The organism is Streptomyces sp. NPDC007084 (assembly GCF_040703595.1).
Taxonomy (GTDB): Bacteria; Actinomycetota; Actinomycetes; order Streptomycetales; family Streptomycetaceae; genus Streptomyces.
Genome location: NZ_JBEYFY010000005.1, coordinates 192,549 through 209,799, shown reverse-complemented (window position 1 = coordinate 209,799; position 17,251 = coordinate 192,549). Strand labels below are relative to the sequence as shown.

Here is a 17,251-nt window from a genome sequence, read left to right as displayed (position 1 = left end):
CTCGGGTGCCCGGCGCGACGCGCTTCACCCGCAGGCGTGAGGAGCTTCACCCGGAGTCGTGAGGAGTCGTACACCAATCCGCGGCCCCCGCGGCTGCGGATTACCGGCGATGGGCCGCGCCCCGGGAAAGGACTCCGAATGTCGCGTGGAATTCTCGCAGGTGCGTTCCAGGCCGGGAGGGACCGCGGCTTTTCCGCGTTCGCCGGACGCTTTCGTCCCGCGGGCCGCCACGCCGCCGGTGTCCACGCCAACCGCGCCGGGGTGAACGACCCGCATCTGCTGATGGGCGCGTACGCGCTCGACGCCCTGGACCCCGGCGAACAAACGGAATTCGAACGGCATCTGCGTTCCTGCCCCCTCTGCGCGACCGAGGCGGAGGAACTCCGGGAGACCGCCGCCCGCCTCGCCGCCGCCACGACGGTACGGCCCCGGCGGGAGTTCCGGCACGAGGTGCTGACCCGCGTCGAGGCGACCCGGCAGCTCCCGGCCGCCGGGCCACGGACGGGAATCCCGGCGCTCGCCGGGGGCCCGCACCGTGCCGCGCGCTGGGCTCTCGCGGCCTGCGTCGCCGCCGCCGTCGCGCTCGGCGGCACGAGCGTGTGGCAGAACCACCGGGCCGGCCTCGAACAGGGCCGCGCGGAACAGCGGCTGTCCCTCGTCACCGCCCTGCTGGCCGCGCCGGACACCCAGAGCCAGTCCCTGCCGCTGACCGGCGACGCCACCGCCCGCCTGGTCGTCTCCCACCGGGTGGACCGCGCCCTGTTCACCGCCGAGGCCGTCCCCTCCCCGGGGAGCGGGCGGGTGTTCGAGCTGTGGTTCAACGACGCCGGGGTGATGCGGCCCGCCGGGCTCGTTGCGGCCTCCACGCGCCCCGTCGCCCTGGTCCTCGACGGCGGTGTCGGCCCTGCCTCCGGGCTGGGCGTCACCGTGGAGCCGGCCGGCGGCTCGGCCCACCCCACGTCCACGCCGGTCGCCCTGCTCGGCTTCCGCACCTGAGCCACCATCCCGGCGATACCGCCCCCGGAAGGGCAACTCGCCGAGGCGACGGGCCGGCGCGGAACACGCCGCCCGAGGCGAATTCCCCGTCCGGACCAATCCGCCGCCTCACCGGAATCGGATTCCCCACGTGATGACAGGACAGAACGACCGGAAAACGCGGAAGAATTGGGTGCGGTATCCGCTCGGCGCGCTCAGCGGAATCCTCGCCGGATTCGCCGCCCTCGCCGTGGCCGAACTGGTCTCCGCGCTCGTACGGCCCGAGGCGGGCCCGATCGTCGCCGTCGGCGGCGCCGCCATCGACCGCACGCCCCCGGCGGTCAAGGACTACGCGATCCGGCATTTCGGCACGAACGACAAACTCGTGCTCCAGCTCGGCATCCTGGCCGTGCTCGCCCTGTTCGCCGCGGTGCTCGGCGCGTTCGCCGTCCGGCACCGCCGCACCGGAGCCGCGGGAGTACTCCTGTTCGGCGTCATCGGCGGCGCCGCGGCCGTCAGCCGGCCCGACTCCACGAGCATGACCGACGCCCTGCCCTCCGTGGTCGGCGCCCTGTGCGGCGCGGTCCTCCTCTACGTGCTGGTCGGACGGCTCACCGCCACCCGGCCGGCACCCTCCGCGCCGGACCCCCAGCCGGACGGGATCCACTCCGGGACGACCGACGGAGCTGCCGCCCCGGCCGTCCCGTCGAGGGAGTCCGGCTGGGACCGGCGCGGATTCATCGTCGCCGCCACCGCTGCCGCCGCCGCGTCGGCCGGGGCGGGCGCCCTCGGCCGCTCGCTCAACAGCGACCGCGGCCAGAACGCCGTCGCCTCACGCGACAAGCTCGTCCTGCCCGCCGCGTCCTCCCGGGCCCGCCCCGTCCCCGCCGGCGCGCGGCTCCGCGTCCCCGGCATCAGCCCCTTCATGACCCCGAACGGCGATTTCTACCGCGTCGACACCGCCCTGGTCGTCCCCAAGGTGGACGCCACCGGCTGGCGGCTGAAGATCCACGGCAAGGGCGTGACCCGCCCGATGACCCTGACCTTCGACGACCTGCTCCGGCGCGACCTGATCGAACGGAACATCACGCTGACCTGCGTGTCCAACGAGGTCGGCGGCCCCTACGTCGGCAACGCCCGCTGGATCGGGGTGCGGTTGGCCGACCTGCTCGCCGAATGCGGCGTCCGCCCGCCGTCCAAGGGGGGCCGCGCCGATCAACTCGTGGCCCGCTCGGTCGACGGCATGACCATCGGCAGTCCCGTGGACGACGTGATGGACGGCCGGGACGCGATGCTCGCCGTGGGCATGAACGGCCGGCCGCTGCCCTTCGAGCACGGCTTCCCCGTACGGATGCTGGTGCCCGGGCTCTACGGCTATGTGTCCGCGTGCAAGTGGATCAAGGACATCGAGCTGACCACCTTCGACTCCTACGACCCCTACTGGGTGAAGCGGAAGTGGGCGCGCCGGGCGCCGATCAAGACCGAGTCCCGCATCGACACCCCGAAGCCCTTCGCCCGGCCGAAGGCGGGCACCGTCATGGTCGCCGGGGTCGCCTGGGCGCAGCACCGGGGCATCGACAAGGTCGAGGTGCGGGTCGACGACGGCCGCTGGCAGGAGGCCCGCCTGGCGGCCGAGGACACCGTGGACACCTGGCGGCAGTGGTCCTTCCCCTGGCAGGCCACCAGCGGCGGGCACACCCTCACCGTCCGGGCCACCGACCGCACCGGCCGGGTGCAGACCGCCAAGCGCACGGAGACCATCCCGGACGGGGCCAGCGGCAGGCACTCGGTGGTCGTCACCGTCGACTGACCGCCCCGCATCCCGGCGACCCGCCCCCCGAGCCGTAGCCGCTCCGCAAGAAGTCCCGGTAGTCCCGGCCGCCCCCCGTCGGCCCCCGTCCGTCCGGTGCGGCCGGGATGCCACGGTCCAGCGTCCCGGGGCATGGTGGAGGGGTGATAGCGCTGGCCGTACTGTTCGCCCTGCTGGGAGCCGCGAGCAATGCCATGGGTACGGCATTCCAGCGCAAGGCGGCCGCCCGCGTCCCCCAGGGCGGCGGACTGCGGCTCATCCTCCAGCTCGCCCGGCAGCCCGCGTGGCTGATCGGCATCGCCGGAGTGGCCGGGGCGGCGCTGTTCCAGGCTCTCGCGCTGGTGAACGGTCCCCTGTCCCTGGTCCAGCCGCTGTTCATCCTGGAACTGCCGTTCGCCCTGATGATCGCCATCCCGCTGCTGCACCGCCGCCTCCCGCGCGCCGGATGGTGGGCCGTCGCCGGGGTCGTGGGCGGCCTCGGTCTGGTCCTCGTCGCCGCCGACCCGTCGGGTGCCACCGTCTCCGCGCCGATGGCCCGCTGGATCCCCATGCTGATCCTGTGCCTGTCGGCGGTGACCGTGGCCGTCGCGGTCTCGCGCCCCGGGCGCCCGCCGCTGTTCCGCGCGGCCGTCCTCGGCTCGGCCTCCGCCATCAGCAACGCCCTGACCGCCGCGCTCCTGAAGTCGGCCATGGGCACCCTCGACGACGACGGCTTCGGCGCCTTCCTCGGCGTGTGGCAGACGTACGGCTTCGTCGTGACCGGCATCGGCGCCGTGCTGCTGCTGGAGAACGCCCTCCAGGCAGGCCCGTTGGCGGCCTCGCAGCCCGCGCTCACCATCGGCGACGCGACGGTGAGCCTGTTCCTCGGTGTCTTCCTCTTCGGCGAGACCATCCGCACCGGCTGGTGGCTGCTCCCCGAACTGGCCGGGGCCGCACTCGTCCTGTGGGGCGTCCTGCGGCTGACCCGCGTGGTGCCGCACGCGGCCGACATGGCCCACTGACCCGGTGCCGGTGCCGGTGCCGGTGCCGGTGCATGTGCAGGGCCGGTGCCGGAGCCGGGTACGGGCCCGGCAGCCCGGTCAGCCCCCGGCGATGACCTCCGCCAGGAACCCGTCCAGGGCGACCGTCTCCTCGCCGGGAGGCACGATCCGGTGCGTCTCGTCCAGGAAGGAAAGGACCGCCGGCGCCCAGCCGAGCACCATCGCGTGCTGCCGGTCGCCGTCCGGGGAGGGCGCGCCGAAGAACTCCAGCCGCACCTCCCGCCAGACGCCCGTGGCCCGCGGGCTGATCCGGACGTCTCCCTCGCCCACCGGACGCTCGATCCCCTCGGCGAGCATCTCGCGGTCGAGCCGCCAGCGGGCGAGCACCAGACCGTCGTGGCCGAAGGTCACGGTGACGGCGAACGGGTCGTCGGCCCGGTACGCGAGATGAGCCGTGACGGGCAGACGCCCGGTGGTCTCGGTGACGAGCTGCATGACGAGCGTTCGGCGCACGGAGGTGATCAAGGCAGGCCCCTGGAGAAGACGGACGGAGACCCCCCTAGTACCCGTCCCGCCCGCACCATGCTGCTCCATTCGAGGGAAAGCCGTCCGGAAAGCCGTGTGCATGCGTCGTGCGGGGCGGGGCAGCCGCATCCTGAGACAGCTTGAGGACGCCAACCCCCCCTGGCGGACCCAAGCCTCGCGGCCCCGCAGACAGTCACCCCCCCCGGCTGTCGGCGGGGCCGCACCTCTGTCCCGGCTCAAGAAGGCCCGCTCTGCCCCGGCTCAAGACCGCCCGCTCTGTCCCGGCTCAAGACCGCCCGCGACCGGATTCCCGTCCGGTCACGAAGTAGCGTCCTGGCCCGTCTCGCCCACCTGGATGCCGACGATGCAGGTGTCGTCGTCCGTGTCGGACCTGCTGTACGTCAGGAGCCGGTCCAGCTGGTGGTCCAGGGTGCGGGAGGTCGTCCGGGCCGCCTGGAGCAGTTGGCGCAGCGACACCTCGACCGAGCGGTCCCGCCGCTCGATCAGACCGTCCGTGAACATCAACAGGGTGTCGTGGACGGCCAGTTGGATCTCGTCCTCCTCGAACGCGGCCTCGGGGACGGCGCCGAGCAGGATGCCCTTGAGCAGCGGGAGCGGGGTGGCGTCCGCGTCACGGACCAGGACGGGCGGCAGATGCCCGGCCCGCGCCCAGCGCAGCACGCGGCGTCCGGGGTCGTAGATCCCGCAGACCGCGGTGGCGGTGACGCCGCCGGTCAGATGGTGCGCCACGACGTTGAGCCAGGACAGGAGCTGGCCCGGCCCGGCACCGGTCACGGCCAGTCCGCGCAGCGCGTTGCGCAGCACGACCATGCTGGTCGCCGCCTCTATGCCGTGCCCCGCCACGTCGCCGACGCACAGCAAAACCAGACCGGAGGGCAGGACGACGGCGTCGTACCAGTCGCCGCCGACGAGCTGCTCGGTCTCCGCCGGGCGGTAGCGGACCGCCACGTCGAGTCCCGGTACCCGCAGCGGAGCCTGGGTCGGCGGCATGATCGCGTGCTGGAGCTGGAGGGTGAGCCGGTTGCGTTCGTGGGCCCGCTGCTCGGTGTGCGCGAGCTGGTCGCGGGTGACGGCGAGCGCGACCTCGGTCCAGTGCTGGGCCGAGATGTCCTGGTAGGCGCCGCGGACCACGAACAGCCGGCCGTCGGCGTCGAGCACCGGCTCGGCGACCATCCGGATGTGCCGGGTGACCCCGTCGGGGCGTTGCAGCCGGAACGCCGCCGACGCCGGGCGCCGGTGGTGCAGGACGGTGCGCAGGAAGCGGCCGATGGTGACCGCGTCGTCCGGATGCGTGTGCGCGGGCAGTTCCTCCAGCGGCACGGGGCCGACGGCGGGGGAGCGGCCGTACAGGTCGTAGAGCGTGTCGTTCCAGATGATCTCGGCGGTCAGCAGGTTCTCCTCGAACCCGCCGATCCTGCCCAGCCGTTGGGCGTGCTGGAGCAGGCTCGCCAGCCGCGCCGTCTCGTCCTCGATCCGCCAGATGAGCAGCAGGGTCTTGCCGTGCCGGCTCACACTGATGTCGGCCACCGCCGACAGCGGCACCTGGTCGACCAGTGCCGTGAGATCCATCCGCCGGGCCCGGAACGGCTCCCCGGTGGCGTGCACCCGCTCGATGCAGTGGAACAGGTCGCTGTCCCCGGCGGCCATCGGGTAGGCCTCCAGCAGCAGCGCGCCCTGGACGGTTCCCCGCGGCCGGCCCGCCGGGTCGAGGAACCGGCTGTTCACATGGCGGATGCGGAAGTCCGCGAGACGCCCGTGGCCGTCGAGCTGCGGCACCAGGACCAGGGCGGGATCGTGCAGCCCGTCGACCAGGTCGATCAGTTCGGCGACCTCGGCCGTCCCCCGCGCCTCCTCGTCCTCACCCGGCGGCAGATGCGTCTCCAGCGTGTGCGAGCACAGCTCCGCCAGCGCCTCCACCTGACGGACGACCTGCGGCGGCTGCGGTGCCAGCGGCGTCGGCCAGACGATTTCGAGTACGCCGTGCAGGCGGCCCCCGGAGCCGGCGGGCACGGCCACCCGGCCGCCGTCGGGCCGGTCCGCGTGCCCGATCGAGGGCAGCCCGGTGCCCGCCAGCGAGGTGACCCACTGCGTGGACCGCTCGGTGAGCGCGCGGCGCGCCATCGTGGCGACCCCCGGAGGCACGTAACGCCAGCGGGTCGCCTCGTCGGCCGGGAACCCCGCGCTGCCCGCCAGCGACAGCGAACCGTCCGCGTCCGCCGCCCAGATGGCCACGGCGACGGCCCCGAGCGGGGTCAGCGCGTGCTGGAGCAGGGAGTCGGCGACGGCCTGGGTGTCGTTGGCCGCCAGCGCGCCGCTCTCCGCGGCGCGCAGCCGCACGGCGGGGCCGTCCTCCCCGGAAGCGCGGGCCGCCGTCACCGCGAGGAAGGTGCTGGTGACCTCCGAAAGCCGGTCGCGCGCCGCCTGGTTGATGATCTCCACCGCGAGCTGGATCCGCGGCACCTTGGCCTGCGCGGCCAACTCGGCGAGCTGCCGGGCCGCTTGGGCGGGACCGCAGCTCAGCCGTTCGACCAGGATGCCCTTGGCCAGTTCGATCAGCGCGCGTCCGTCGGCCTCCAGGTGGGCCGTGCGCACCTCGCGGCGCAGCCGCTCGACGGTCGCGGCCAGCCGGCCCACCGGCGAGATCCGCCCGGCGTCCGCCGGACCGTCGGCCCGTTCTGCCTCCGAGGAGCCGGACACACCGCCGGCGTCGACGCCGGCGCCGGCTGCTTCAGGACTGTTCACCGTGCGGTTGCTCCTCGGCGGGGACGCCCGAAGGCGCGGGGGAGGGGAGCGGGCACGGGCGGTTCTCCCGTGGCCCGGCCGCACCCGGGGGTGCGGGGCGTCATGTCACTCGCCCAGCCAGCGGCGGACACAGGCGATGAGGTCGTTGGTGTCCACCGGCTTGGTGACGTGGTCGCTGGCCCCCGACGACAGGCTCTTCTCCCGGTCGCCCGGCATGGCCTTCGCCGTCACCGCGATGATCGGCAGGTCGGCGTACCGGGGCATCTTGCGGATCTCGGCGGTCGCGGTGTACCCGTCCATCTCGGGCATCATCACGTCCATCAGGATCAGCGCGATCTCGGGCCGGGCGAGCAGCGTCTCGATGCCCTTGCGGCCGTTCTCCGCGTGCAGCACCTGGAAGCCGTGCAGTTCCAGGATGCCGCTGAGCGCGAAGAGGTTGCGGGCGTCGTCGTCCACGACCAGCACCGTACGGCCCCGGAGCGCGCCGTCGGCCGGCTGTGCGGGCTGCCGCCTCGCCTCCTCGGCACGCACCAGCGGGACCACGTCGCCGGGCTGCTCGGCGGACAGGTGCAGGGCGACGCGCTCGCGCAACTCGTCCAGGCTGGACAGGAACTCCAGCGAGCGGGCGCCGGAGCGGGACTGGAGCGCCCGCTCCTGGGCGAGGTCGACCCGGCTGCCGTTGTGGACGAGCACGGGCACGGTCGCGAGGGCCGAGTCGCCCTCGACGGCCTCGAGGAACCGGGCCGTCTCCCCGCCGGGCAGACCGAGTTCGAGGACGACACAGTGCCAGGGCTCGGCGGCCAGCGCGCTCGCCGCCTCCTGCGCCCCCACGACCGTGACGACGTCGACGGACTCACGGGCGTCGCCCTCGTCCCGGCTGCGCGCGACATCGGCGACCGCGCTCTCCGCGACCAGTGTCAGCAGCCCCCGCGGCCGGTCCTCGACGACCAGCAGCCGCCGCCGGCGCGAGCGGGCCGGACCGGCGGGATCGGTGACCGCGCGCCGGGGTGCCGCGGGCGTCGACGCGTCCCGAGCCCCCTCCGGCCCCCGTCCGCCGGACAGCAGTTCCTCGAACTCGGGGCGGGCGACGGGCAGGAAGAGCGTGAACGTGCTGCCCTGCCCCGGCACGCTGTCGACGGTCACCGCGCCGCCGAGCAGATGGGCGATCTCCCGGGTGATGGACAGCCCGAGCCCGGTCCCGCCGTACTTGCGGCTCGTCGTGCCGTCCGCCTGCTGGAACGCGCCGAAGATCGTCTCCAACTGCTGCTCGGGGATGCCGATCCCGGTGTCCTTGACCCGGAACGCGGCCACCGTCCCGCCGCGCCGGACGCCCGGCGGGATCTCCTGGTCCGCGGCCGGCTCGATCCGCAGCTCGACGCGTCCGCGTTCGGTGAACTTCACCGCGTTCGACAGCAGGTTGCGCAGCACCTGGCGCAGCCGTGAGTCGTCGGTGAGGAGGTCGACCGGGGCTCCGGGAGCCGTGGAGACGGTGAAGTCGAGGCTCTTCTGCGAGGTCATCGGGCGGAAGGTGGCCTCGACGTACTCCAGGAGCCTGCGCAGCGGGACCCGTTCGGGCGTGACGTCCATCTTGCCCGCCTCGACCTTCGACAGATCGAGGATGTCGTTGATCAACTGGAGCAGGTCGGAGCCCGCGGAGTGGATGATCCCGGCGTACTCGACCTGCTTGGGTGTGAGGTTGCGCGAGGGGTTCTGCGCCAGCAACTGCGCGAGGATGAGCAGGCTGTTGAGCGGGGTCCGCAGCTCGTGGCTCATGTTGGCGAGGAACTCGGACTTGTACTTCGAGGCGAGGGACAACTGCTGTGCCCGCGCCTCCAGTTCCTGCCGGGCCTGCTCGATCTGGAGGTTCTTCGCCTCGATGTCGTGGTTCTGGGTGGCGAGCAGCGAGGCCTTGTCCTCCAGCTCCGCGTTGGACCGCTGGAGTTCGTCCTGCTGCACCTGCAACTCCTCGGACCGGGCCTGGAGTTCGGCGGTCAGCCGCTGGGACTCGCCGAGCAGCTCGTCGGTGCGGGCGTTGGCGACGATGGTGCTCACGTTCACACCGATGGTCTCCATGAGCTGGTCCAGGAAGGTGCGGTGGCCCGGGGTGAACCGGGTCACCGAGGCCAGCTCGATGACACCGAGCACCTGCTCCTCGACGACGATGGGCAGCACCACGAGAGCGGTCGGCACCGTCCGGCCGAGGCCCGAGGAGATGGTGACGTAGTCCGGCGGCACGTCGTCCACCGTGATGGCGCGGCGGCTGCGCGCCGCCTGCCCGACCAGCGAACGGCCCAGCGGGATACGGGTGGGCCGCCCGTCCTCGTCGGGATAGCCGTACGAGCCGACGAGCCGCAGCTCGGTGCCCTTGGCGGTCTCCTCGGCGAGGTAGAACGCCCCGTACTGGGCGGCGACCAGCGGGGTGAGTTCGTCCATGATGAGGTCGGCGACCACGTCCAGGTCCCGGTAGCCCTGCATCAGGCCGGAGATGCGCGCCAGGTTCGTCTTGAGCCAGTCCTGCTCCTGGTTGGCGCGCGTGGTCTCCCGCAGCGACTCCACCATGGAGTTGATGTTGTCCTTCAGGTCGGCGACCTCGCCCGAGGCCTCCACCGTGATGGACCGGGTCAGATCGCCCTCGGCGACGGCGCTGGTGACCTCGGCGATCGCGCGGACCTGGCGCGTGAGGTTGCCGGCGAGTTCGTTCACGTTCTCGGTCAGCCGCTTCCACGTGCCCGAGACGCCCTCCACCTCGGCCTGGCCGCCGAGCCGGCCCTCGCTGCCGACCTCGCGTGCCACCCGGGTGACCTCGGCCGCGAACGCGGAGAGCTGGTCGACCATCGTGTTGATGGTCGTCTTGAGTTCGAGGATCTCGCCGCGCGCGTCGACGTCGATCTTCTTCGACAGGTCGCCCTTGGCCACAGCCGTCGTCACCAGGGCGATGTTGCGCACCTGCCCGGTGAGGTTGTTGGCCATCGAGTTGACATTGTCGGTGAGGTCCTTCCAGGTGCCCGCCACGTTCGGCACGTGCGCCTGGCCGCCGAGCCGGCCCTCGGTGCCGACCTCGCGGGCGACGCGGGTGACCTCGTCGGCGAACGCGGACAGCGTGTCGACCATGGTGTTGATGACGTCGGCCAGGGCGGCGACCTCGCCCTTCGCCTCCACGGTGATCTTCTGCGACAGGTCGCCGCGGGCCACGGCGGTGGCCACCTGCGCGATGGAACGGACCTGGCCGGTCAGGTTCGACGCCATCACGTTGACGTTGTCGGTGAGGTCCTTCCAGGTGCCGGACACCCCCCGCACGGTGGCCTGCCCGCCGAGATTGCCGGCCGTGCCGACCTCGCGGGCGACGCGGGTCACCTCGTCGGCGAACGCGGAGAGCTGCTCGACCATCGTGTTGATGGTCTCCTTCAGCTCAAGGATCTCGCCGCGCGCGTCCACCGTGATCTTCTGCGACAGGTCGCCCTTCGCCACGGCGGTGGCCACCTGGGCGATGGAACGGACCTGCGCCGTGAGGTTGCCGGCCATGAAGTTGACCGAGTCGGTGAGGTCGCGCCAGGTGCCCTTGACCCCCTTCACATCGGCCTGGCCGCCGAGCCGTCCGTCGGTGCCCACCTCGCGGGCGACACGGGTGACCTCGTCGGCGAACGCGGAGAGCTGGTCGACCATCGTGTTGATGGTGTTCTTCAGTTCGAGGATCTCGCCCCGTGCGTCCACGGTGATCTTCTGGGACAGATCGCCCTGGGCCACGGCCGTCGTCACCTGGGCGACATTGCGCACCTGCGCGGTGAGGTTGCCGGCCATGAAGTTGACCGAGTCGGTGAGGTCGCGCCAGACACCGCCCACGCCCGGCACCTGGGCCTGGCCGCCGAGCCGTCCGTCGGTGCCGACCTCGCGGGCGACACGGGTGACCTCGGAGGTGAACACCGACAACTGGTCGACCATGCCGTTGAACACGGTGGCGATGTCGCCGAGCAGACCCCCGGCGTCGTCCGGCAGCCGGGTGCCGAAGTCGCCGTCGCGTACGGCGGTGAGGCCGGCCAGCAACTGGCGCAACTCCTGCTCGCCCGGGGTCCGTACGGACGTCCCGCTCGCTGCCCTGGTCATACCCACCCTCGTTCCGCTCCCCCGGAGCCCCGTGACAGGGAACCCGGAACCACGCCGGGCCCCGTTGGCCCAGGCCCGTCCGTGGAATATCCGGCGGATCGCGGGTCGTCCGGCCGGCGAAATACGCCGCAGGCTAACCCAGAACGCGGGTGCTGAACAAAGCGTGAGAGACAACTCCCCGGCGGCCGCGAAATGTTGCCGAGAGCAGGATTAAGGCCGCGCGAAGGGGATACACAGGACCCTCTCGGTCCGCCCCGGCCGGACCCCTCACGAAGAGGTCCCGCCTCCCCGCGCCGGACCGGAGTCCTGGCGGGAACGACGGGACCGTCGTACCGGGTTGTGCCGAGCGGGCGGGTCAGGCGACCGAGGGGTCCAGCAGGCCCGTGCGCAGTCGCTTGATGATCCGGGTGATCAGGCGGGAGACGTGCATCTGCGAGATGCCCAGCTCCTCGCCGATCTGCGCCTGGGTGCGCTCCTCGACGAACCGCATGTGGATGATCCGGCGCTGCCGGTCGTCCAGCTCGGCGATGAGCGGGGCCAGCGAGTTGAAGTCCTCGACCAGCTCCAGCGACGGGTCGTCCTCCCCGAGGAAGTCGGCGAGGACGGCCTCGCCGTCCGCGCCGCCGTCCGCGGTGAGCGCGGCGTCGAGGGAGGAGGAGTTGTAGCCGTTCGACGCCTTGCGGGCCTCGATGACCTCTTCCTCGGACAGGCACATCAGCTCGGACAGTTCCCGCGTGGTGGGCGTGCGGCCAAGGCGGGTACGGAGTTCCTCCGTCGCCTTGGCCAGCTCGACGCGGGCCTCCTGGAGCCGGCGCGGCACGTGGACGGCCCAGCTCGTGTCACGGAAGAAGCGCTTGATCTCACCGACGATGTAGGGGACGGCGAAGGAGGTGAACTCGACCTCGCGGGTCAGCTCGAACCGGTCGATCGCCTTGATGAGGCCGATCGTGCCGACCTGGACGATGTCCTCCATCTCGCCCTGGCTGCGGCTGCGGAAGCGGGCCGCCGCGTACCGGACGAGGGAGAGGTTCATCTCGATGAGGGTGTTGCGCGCGTACTGGTATTCGTGCGTGCCCTCTTCGAGAACGGTGAGCCGGTCGAAGAACTGGCGGGACAGTTCACGCGCGTCCTTCGGGCTGACCTTCAGCGGCTCGGCGATCTGCGGAAGGGTGCTCTCCACCGTCGTCGCCGCCGACTGCGCCGTGTCCGTTGCCCTCGCTGCCGTCACGGCTGCCATGCCGTCCACCCCAAATCGTCCGAAGGGAATTGATGCCAGGGCCCGTCTGCCCCGCATCACACCGCTCATGCCCCCGATCGAGAACTTTCTCGGATTCGTCCGCCGGGCTTCCCGGCCGGAGGTGTTCCGCCCGAGGGCGGCCGGCCGGATACGCTCCGACCGTATCAACGCCCGAACGCGGTGACGGACGGTTCCGCCGGGCAAAACGGGGCAAGTGAGGGCCAGGCGCGGCCGTTTGGCGCGGGCCGGACGGTGGGGCCGGGTCTCCCGGGAACCCCGCCACGCACAGGGGTTGGCGAGGTGAGTCGGTGGACATCGAGCGGCACCAGGACTGCGCGGGGACGGACTTCGCCCCGAAACGGCGAAGAGGCGCACGGCCTGCGCGGCACACGGCCCGGAGCGCGGGGGCCGGAGCGTGACGACGGTGCCGGGCGCCTCGCCCGCCGCCGATCCCTTCGTCCACCCGGCCCTCCTCTATCGCGGCGACCGTGAATACGTGGCGGCGACGACACGCTTCGTCGCGGAGGGCGTAGCGTCCGCGGAGCCGGTGGCGGTGGCCGTACCCGCCCGCCGGCTCGACCTCATCCGACGCGCGCTCGGCCCGCTCGGCGACGGCGTCCGCTGGATCGACATGACCCGGGACGGCCGGAACCCCGGCCGGATCATCCCCACCGTGCTGCGGAAGTTCGCCGACGCCCACCCGGGTGGCCGGGTCCGCGTCATCGGCGAACCCGTCTGGCACGGACGGACGGCCGCGGAGTACCCGGCCTGCCTCCAGCACGAGGCCCTCATCAACCAGGCCTTCGAGGGACGTGACGTAACGATTCTCTGCCCGTACGACGCCGAGGCCCTCACCCCCGAGGTGCTCGCCGACGCGCACACCACACACCCCGTTGTCATCAGCGGAGGCCACGAGCGCGTCAGCCCCGCCTTCGACCCGGACGCGGCGCTGGAGCGCTGCAACGAACCGCTGCGCCACCCGCCCGGAGCGGCCGCCTTCCGGTTCGACGCGGATGCCCTCCCCGCCGTCCGCGCCTTCGCGATGAGCGAGGCACGGGAACGCGGCATGGCCCCGGACCGCCTCCAGGACCTCAACCTCGTGGTCGCGGAACTGACCACCAACAGCGTCGTGCACGGCGGCGGCGCGGGGACCCTGCGGATCTGGGCCGAGAGCGAGCAGATCGTGTGCGAGGTCCGGGACGGGGGACGGCTGAGCGATCCGCTGGCCGGCCGCCGCCCGGTGCGCCCCGACCAGCTCGGCGGACGCGGCCTGCTCCTGGTCCACATGCTCTCGGACCTCGTCCGCGTCCACACGGCGGAGGCCGGGACGACCGTACGGAGCTGCCTCGCGCGCTGCTGAGCGCGGCCGGCGGGTGAGCGGCCAACCCCGGCCGGCGCGAGCTTGCCTCCGACGGGCAGTGCCGGGCCATCCCCGAGCGGCGAGGGGCGAGCGGCGGCGGGGCCCGGACCGTCTCCCCGGTCCGGGCCCCGCCGCCAAGTCTCCGCCGCCGTCTCGGCGTTGCGTTGCGCACCGGTCCTTCCGGATGCGCGTCCGCCGTTACCGGCCGGCGCTCCGCTCGGCCGAGCGGGCCGCGTCCTCCTCCGTGTGGGCGCCGGACTGCGACAGGGAACCGCCCGAGTTCTCCAGGTGCGCGCGGACGAACCACTGGAACTGTTCGAGCGACCGCAGGTGTTCGATGAGCAGGTCCTCGGTCACCGGGTCGATCTTGCCGACCTCGGCGACGGCCGCACGGTGGTCCTCGACGATGCCGGTGTAGACGAGGTCGAGGGCGCCGAGGTGGGCGATGGCGTCGGCGCGGCCGACGCTGTAGTCGTCCCACGTCCGCTCGGCTACGAGCGCGCCCGGCGTGCCCTTCGGCACACCGCCCAGCGCGGAGATCCGCTCGGCGGTGTCGTCGGCCATCTCACGGACGCGGTCCACCTGGGGATCGAGCATCTCGTGGACGGCGATGAAATGCGGGCCCACCACGTTCCAGTGAATGTGCTTCAGCGTCAGCGAAAGGTCGTTGAGGGCGTGCAGGCGGCTGCTCAGCACCTCGATGATCCGGCCGCCGTCGTGCGTGCTGATGCCCGGCACGGTGTACTTCGGTGTCGTGGAATTCGTCATGTCGTCTTCCTTCCGCACAAGTTCTCGCGGGTGTTCCCCAGAAGTCCTCGGGGAGCGCCCGGAACGTCGAGTGCCCGCGTTGCCCCTGGTCACACCTGGGCCGGCGGGCGGTCCGCGCGACGGGATCCCGCCACGGGGAAAGTGTTGGGCCAAAGAGGTTGTAGGGGGCCGCTGTTGTGAATGAACCGGCACGCACCGGGCACACGGTCGGAAAACCGAGAGAGGAGCCCTCGCCGTGCTCGTGCCCGACCCGAAGGTTGTCCGGAGACTGCTCACGCGTTACGCGGCTCTGAAGATCGCCTATGCCGAGAAGGAGGCGCCGGAGACGGCGCGCCGGCTGGAGGACGTCACGTACACCCTCTGTGTGATGACGGGGACGACCAGCGTTCACGACGCGGTCGACGCGGCGGACGCCATGCTCGCGGCGGGCGGCAACCGGCGGGACAGCGACAAGGCCGCGCTGGTGGGGAGCGGCGGACCGGCCGCCGCCCACGCGACGAACGGCATGACGACGGTCCCGGCGCCGATGGCGCGTACGCACACCGGGGCGGGGGAGCTGACCGGCCAGGGCGCGGGCGTGCCCGGCCCCCGTATCTGACGGGCCGGCCCCCGTATCTGCCGGGACGGGCACGGCGACGGGCACGGCCTAGCGTCGGCCCGGAGGCATGGGAGCAGCGGCAAGAGGTCTGAGGGCAGCGATACGAGGTGGGGGCGGACCGGCTGGGTCCGCCCCCACCTCGTATCGGGTACGACGTCGAGTAGCCGAGTAGCCGAGTAGCCGAGTAGCCGAGTAGCCGAGTAGCCGAGTAGTCGAACAGGGAGATCGGCCCGGATCAGGAGGCCGGTGTTCCCGTCCGCGCTTCCTCCTCCTGCCAGGAGTCCACGAGCGCGAGTGCCTCTTCAAGGGTCTCCGAGACCGACACCGTGAGGCTCACGCCGGTGAGGTCGAGAATCCGTCGTACGGCAGGGGTCGGCGCGATGACGTGCACGCTGCCCGACACCTTGCGCGCTTCCTGGTAGGTGCGCAGCAGCACGTTCATGCCGGACGAGTCCATGAACGGAACGGCGGAGAGGTCGAGCAGGAACCGGCGGCGTCCGTGATGGAACTGGTTCGCCAGGTGGTGCTGCAATTCCGTGGCCGTGTCGATGTCCAGCGAACCCTCGACGGTCAGCAGGGCGACGTCTTCACGGGGCAGCGTGACATCGATGGACAGCGGTTCCAGGTCTGCGGACACGGGTGCCTCCTACATAAGGACATGGGTAGTAGGAGGGGCGGCTACCCCGATCAGCCGATTCGACGCACCCTGATGTCGGATCGACCTGAAGTTCGTGATCCGGCGGCTCGCCGGGATCAGCGCCGGCGGCCGCGCAGTTTCCCGATGAGCTGCTGGGCCTGGGCCCGGCGGCGGGGGTCGGCCGCGGCGCGCCGTATCTGCTCGGCCGTACGCCGTCCCTGGGGGCTGCGGGCGAACTCCTTGAGACGCTGGACCATTCCTGCCATGGCCATCCTTCCGTTCCGGGGGATCGGGCTCTGGTGGACCCGCTTACCCCGTCACGCCCGCCTCAGGCCCCCGCGGAGCCGCCGGATCCCCCCGGCGCCTGTCCTTCGAACGGCTGAACTACCTTGGCGGGATTCGCTCGTTCTCCTGCTGTGAGCATCGTCGAGGCGGAGATGAGGAATCGATGAGCCGACACCGCAAGGGCCGTAGGCACCGCAAGGTGAACATGACGCCGCGTCCGGTCGGACCGAGGAGATCACCGCGCGCGGTGCGGGAGCGGCCCGTCCCCCGTACCACCGAAGTGGCGCGGGCCGGCGCCCCGGCTCCCGCGCCCGGTGCCCCCATCCCCGGGCAGGACAGCACCGGTGAACGGGCCGGCGTCGTGTCGCGGAAGGTGAGCGAGAGCGGACTGAGCCGGCACGCCGTGCGGACCTGGGAACGACTGGCCGAGGCCGGTTCCGCCGGAGCCGAGGTCGGTGAGCTGAGCGCGACCGTCGGTTTCCAGTGCTCCACCGTGCTCGGCCACCTGAGGGGGCTGGCCGAACTCGGACTGGCCGAGGGCGACGAGAGCGTGTGGCGTGCCACGGGCCCGCTGGAGGACGCGGCGCCCCGTGAGGACGTACGCACTTCCGCCGGAGCGGCTTCTTAGCGCGACCGGCTCTCGCGAGGGGCGCTCACCGGGAACGGCCTCCGGGGAGCGCCCCTCGCGCGTCGGAGCGTACGTCGGGCCGCGCGGGCGGCTCGCGCCGGGACCGGGACTCCCGCGCGGCCTCCTCGGGGTGGCGGAGCTGCCAGTACGGATTGTCGTGCGGCAGCTTGCTCGACACCCGGCCGTACATGCCGAACGTCAGGATCACCAGCCCCATCAGGAAGCTGAACACGACGTTGGTCATGCCGAAGCCGAGGATGTTGGCCGGCCGGTCCAGGATGAAGACGTGCGCGAATCCGCTGAGCAGGAACAGGGTTCCGATCGCCATGTTGAGGGTGGAGGCGATGTTCCCGCCGATGAAGCCGCCGGCGATCAGGAGGGCGCCGACGAGAACGGAGATCAGGCTCAGGGCGCCGTTGCTCGACAGGCCCGCGATGGTGTTCCCGTCCGTGCTGAACGGACTCAGCCGGTCGGCGAAGCCGAGGCTGCCGAAGACGAGCAGCACCACACCGCAGAAGGCGGCACCCCAGCGGTACACGGCGCCGAGATGGTGGTCGACCGGCAGTTCGTCCTGAAGTTTCATG

General features: G+C 72.1%; 14 protein-coding genes. 6 read left to right on the top strand and 8 right to left on the bottom strand.

From position 1 onward, the window contains the following. The first annotated feature begins 138 nt into the window (after positions 1–138). The 3 genes from AB0912_RS07380 to AB0912_RS07370 all read left to right on the top strand — a co-directional run bounded on the left by AB0912_RS07380 (position 139) and on the right by AB0912_RS07370 (position 3,786). Positions 139–996, top strand: a complete 858-nt coding sequence (locus tag AB0912_RS07380) for an anti-sigma factor (RefSeq protein ID WP_366696990.1) — start codon at positions 139–141, stop codon at positions 994–996. A gap of 133 nt (positions 997–1,129) precedes the next feature. Next, entirely contained in the window at positions 1,130–2,785 is a 1,656-nt protein-coding gene (locus AB0912_RS07375; protein ID WP_366696989.1) for a sulfite oxidase, read from the top strand. Between the two features lie 143 nt (positions 2,786–2,928). After that, positions 2,929–3,786 (top strand): DMT family transporter, encoded by an 858-nt coding sequence (locus AB0912_RS07370; RefSeq protein ID WP_366696988.1) that lies wholly within the window; start codon positions 2,929–2,931, stop codon positions 3,784–3,786. Between the two features lie 78 nt (positions 3,787–3,864). Here AB0912_RS07370 and AB0912_RS07365 read toward each other — a convergent pair whose 3' ends face one another. From AB0912_RS07365 to AB0912_RS07350, 4 genes are all read right to left on the bottom strand, one after another. Next, complete coding sequence (locus AB0912_RS07365; protein ID WP_366696987.1) at positions 3,865–4,290, bottom strand: SsgA family sporulation/cell division regulator; 426 nt, start codon at positions 4,288–4,290, stop codon at positions 3,865–3,867. 318 nt (positions 4,291–4,608) lie between these two features. After that, the gene (locus AB0912_RS07360; protein WP_366697040.1) at positions 4,609–7,008 is read right to left on the bottom strand and encodes a SpoIIE family protein phosphatase; all 2,400 of its coding nucleotides are present in this window, start codon (positions 7,006–7,008) and stop codon (positions 4,609–4,611) included. Positions 7,009–7,158: 150 nt separating this feature from the next. Next, positions 7,159–11,154 (bottom strand): HAMP domain-containing protein, encoded by a 3,996-nt coding sequence (locus tag AB0912_RS07355; protein ID WP_366696986.1) that lies wholly within the window; start codon positions 11,152–11,154, stop codon positions 7,159–7,161. Between the two features lie 355 nt (positions 11,155–11,509). After that, positions 11,510–12,391, bottom strand: a complete 882-nt coding sequence (locus tag AB0912_RS07350; RefSeq protein ID WP_366696985.1) for an RNA polymerase sigma factor SigF — start codon at positions 12,389–12,391, stop codon at positions 11,510–11,512. Positions 12,392–12,806: 415 nt separating this feature from the next. On the opposite strand from AB0912_RS07350, the gene AB0912_RS07345 reads away from it, so the two are divergent. After that, the gene (locus AB0912_RS07345; protein WP_366696984.1) at positions 12,807–13,751 is read left to right on the top strand and encodes a sensor histidine kinase; all 945 of its coding nucleotides are present in this window, start codon (positions 12,807–12,809) and stop codon (positions 13,749–13,751) included. Between the two features lie 198 nt (positions 13,752–13,949). Here the strand turns inward: AB0912_RS07345 and AB0912_RS07340 are convergent, their stop codons facing one another. Continuing rightward, positions 13,950–14,519 carry a DNA starvation/stationary phase protection protein gene (locus AB0912_RS07340; RefSeq protein ID WP_366696983.1) on the bottom strand — a complete coding sequence of 190 codons (570 nt, stop codon included), beginning with the start codon at positions 14,517–14,519 and terminating at the stop codon, positions 13,950–13,952. A 235-nt stretch (positions 14,520–14,754) separates the two neighbouring features. Here AB0912_RS07340 and AB0912_RS07335 point away from each other — a divergent pair, with 235 nt between their 5' ends. Further along, positions 14,755–15,117: a DUF5133 domain-containing protein gene (locus tag AB0912_RS07335; RefSeq protein ID WP_366696982.1), complete on the top strand. Its 363-nt coding sequence runs from the start codon at positions 14,755–14,757 to the stop codon at positions 15,115–15,117. Between the two features lie 235 nt (positions 15,118–15,352). Here AB0912_RS07335 and AB0912_RS07330 read toward each other — a convergent pair whose 3' ends face one another. Continuing rightward, complete coding sequence (locus AB0912_RS07330; protein ID WP_366696981.1) at positions 15,353–15,754, bottom strand: STAS domain-containing protein; 402 nt, start codon at positions 15,752–15,754, stop codon at positions 15,353–15,355. Between the two features lie 116 nt (positions 15,755–15,870). Continuing rightward, positions 15,871–16,020, bottom strand: a complete 150-nt coding sequence (locus AB0912_RS07325) for a hypothetical protein (RefSeq protein ID WP_366696980.1) — start codon at positions 16,018–16,020, stop codon at positions 15,871–15,873. A 182-nt stretch (positions 16,021–16,202) separates the two neighbouring features. Between AB0912_RS07325 and AB0912_RS07320 the strand changes: the two genes are divergently transcribed. Continuing rightward, entirely contained in the window at positions 16,203–16,667 is a 465-nt protein-coding gene (locus AB0912_RS07320; protein WP_366696979.1) for a hypothetical protein, read from the top strand. 25 nt (positions 16,668–16,692) lie between these two features. Here the strand turns inward: AB0912_RS07320 and AB0912_RS07315 are convergent, their stop codons facing one another. Further along, positions 16,693–17,250, bottom strand: coding sequence for a DUF4383 domain-containing protein (locus AB0912_RS07315; protein WP_366696978.1), 558 nt, complete (start codon positions 17,248–17,250; stop codon positions 16,693–16,695). Position 17,251: the final 1 nt, after the last annotated feature.

Bases quoted from the DNA above. Each gene is read 5' to 3' on its own strand.
- AB0912_RS07355 (WP_366696986.1), bottom strand. From the start codon at position 11,154: ATGACCAGGGCAGCGAGCGGGACGTCCGTACGGACCCCGGGCGAGCAG.
- AB0912_RS07375 (WP_366696989.1), top strand. From the start codon at position 1,130: ATGACAGGACAGAACGACCGGAAAACGCGGAAGAATTGGGTGCGGTAT.
- AB0912_RS07350 (WP_366696985.1), bottom strand. From the start codon at position 12,391: ATGGCAGCCGTGACGGCAGCGAGGGCAACGGACACGGCGCAGTCGGCG.
- AB0912_RS07340 (WP_366696983.1), bottom strand. From the start codon at position 14,519: ATGACGAATTCCACGACACCGAAGTACACCGTGCCGGGCATCAGCACG.
- AB0912_RS07380 (WP_366696990.1), top strand. From the start codon at position 139: ATGTCGCGTGGAATTCTCGCAGGTGCGTTCCAGGCCGGGAGGGACCGC.
- AB0912_RS07325 (WP_366696980.1), bottom strand. From the start codon at position 16,020: ATGGCAGGAATGGTCCAGCGTCTCAAGGAGTTCGCCCGCAGCCCCCAG.
- AB0912_RS07315 (WP_366696978.1), bottom strand. From the start codon at position 17,250: ATGAAACTTCAGGACGAACTGCCGGTCGACCACCATCTCGGCGCCGTG.
- AB0912_RS07320 (WP_366696979.1), top strand. From the start codon at position 16,203: ATGAGCCGACACCGCAAGGGCCGTAGGCACCGCAAGGTGAACATGACG.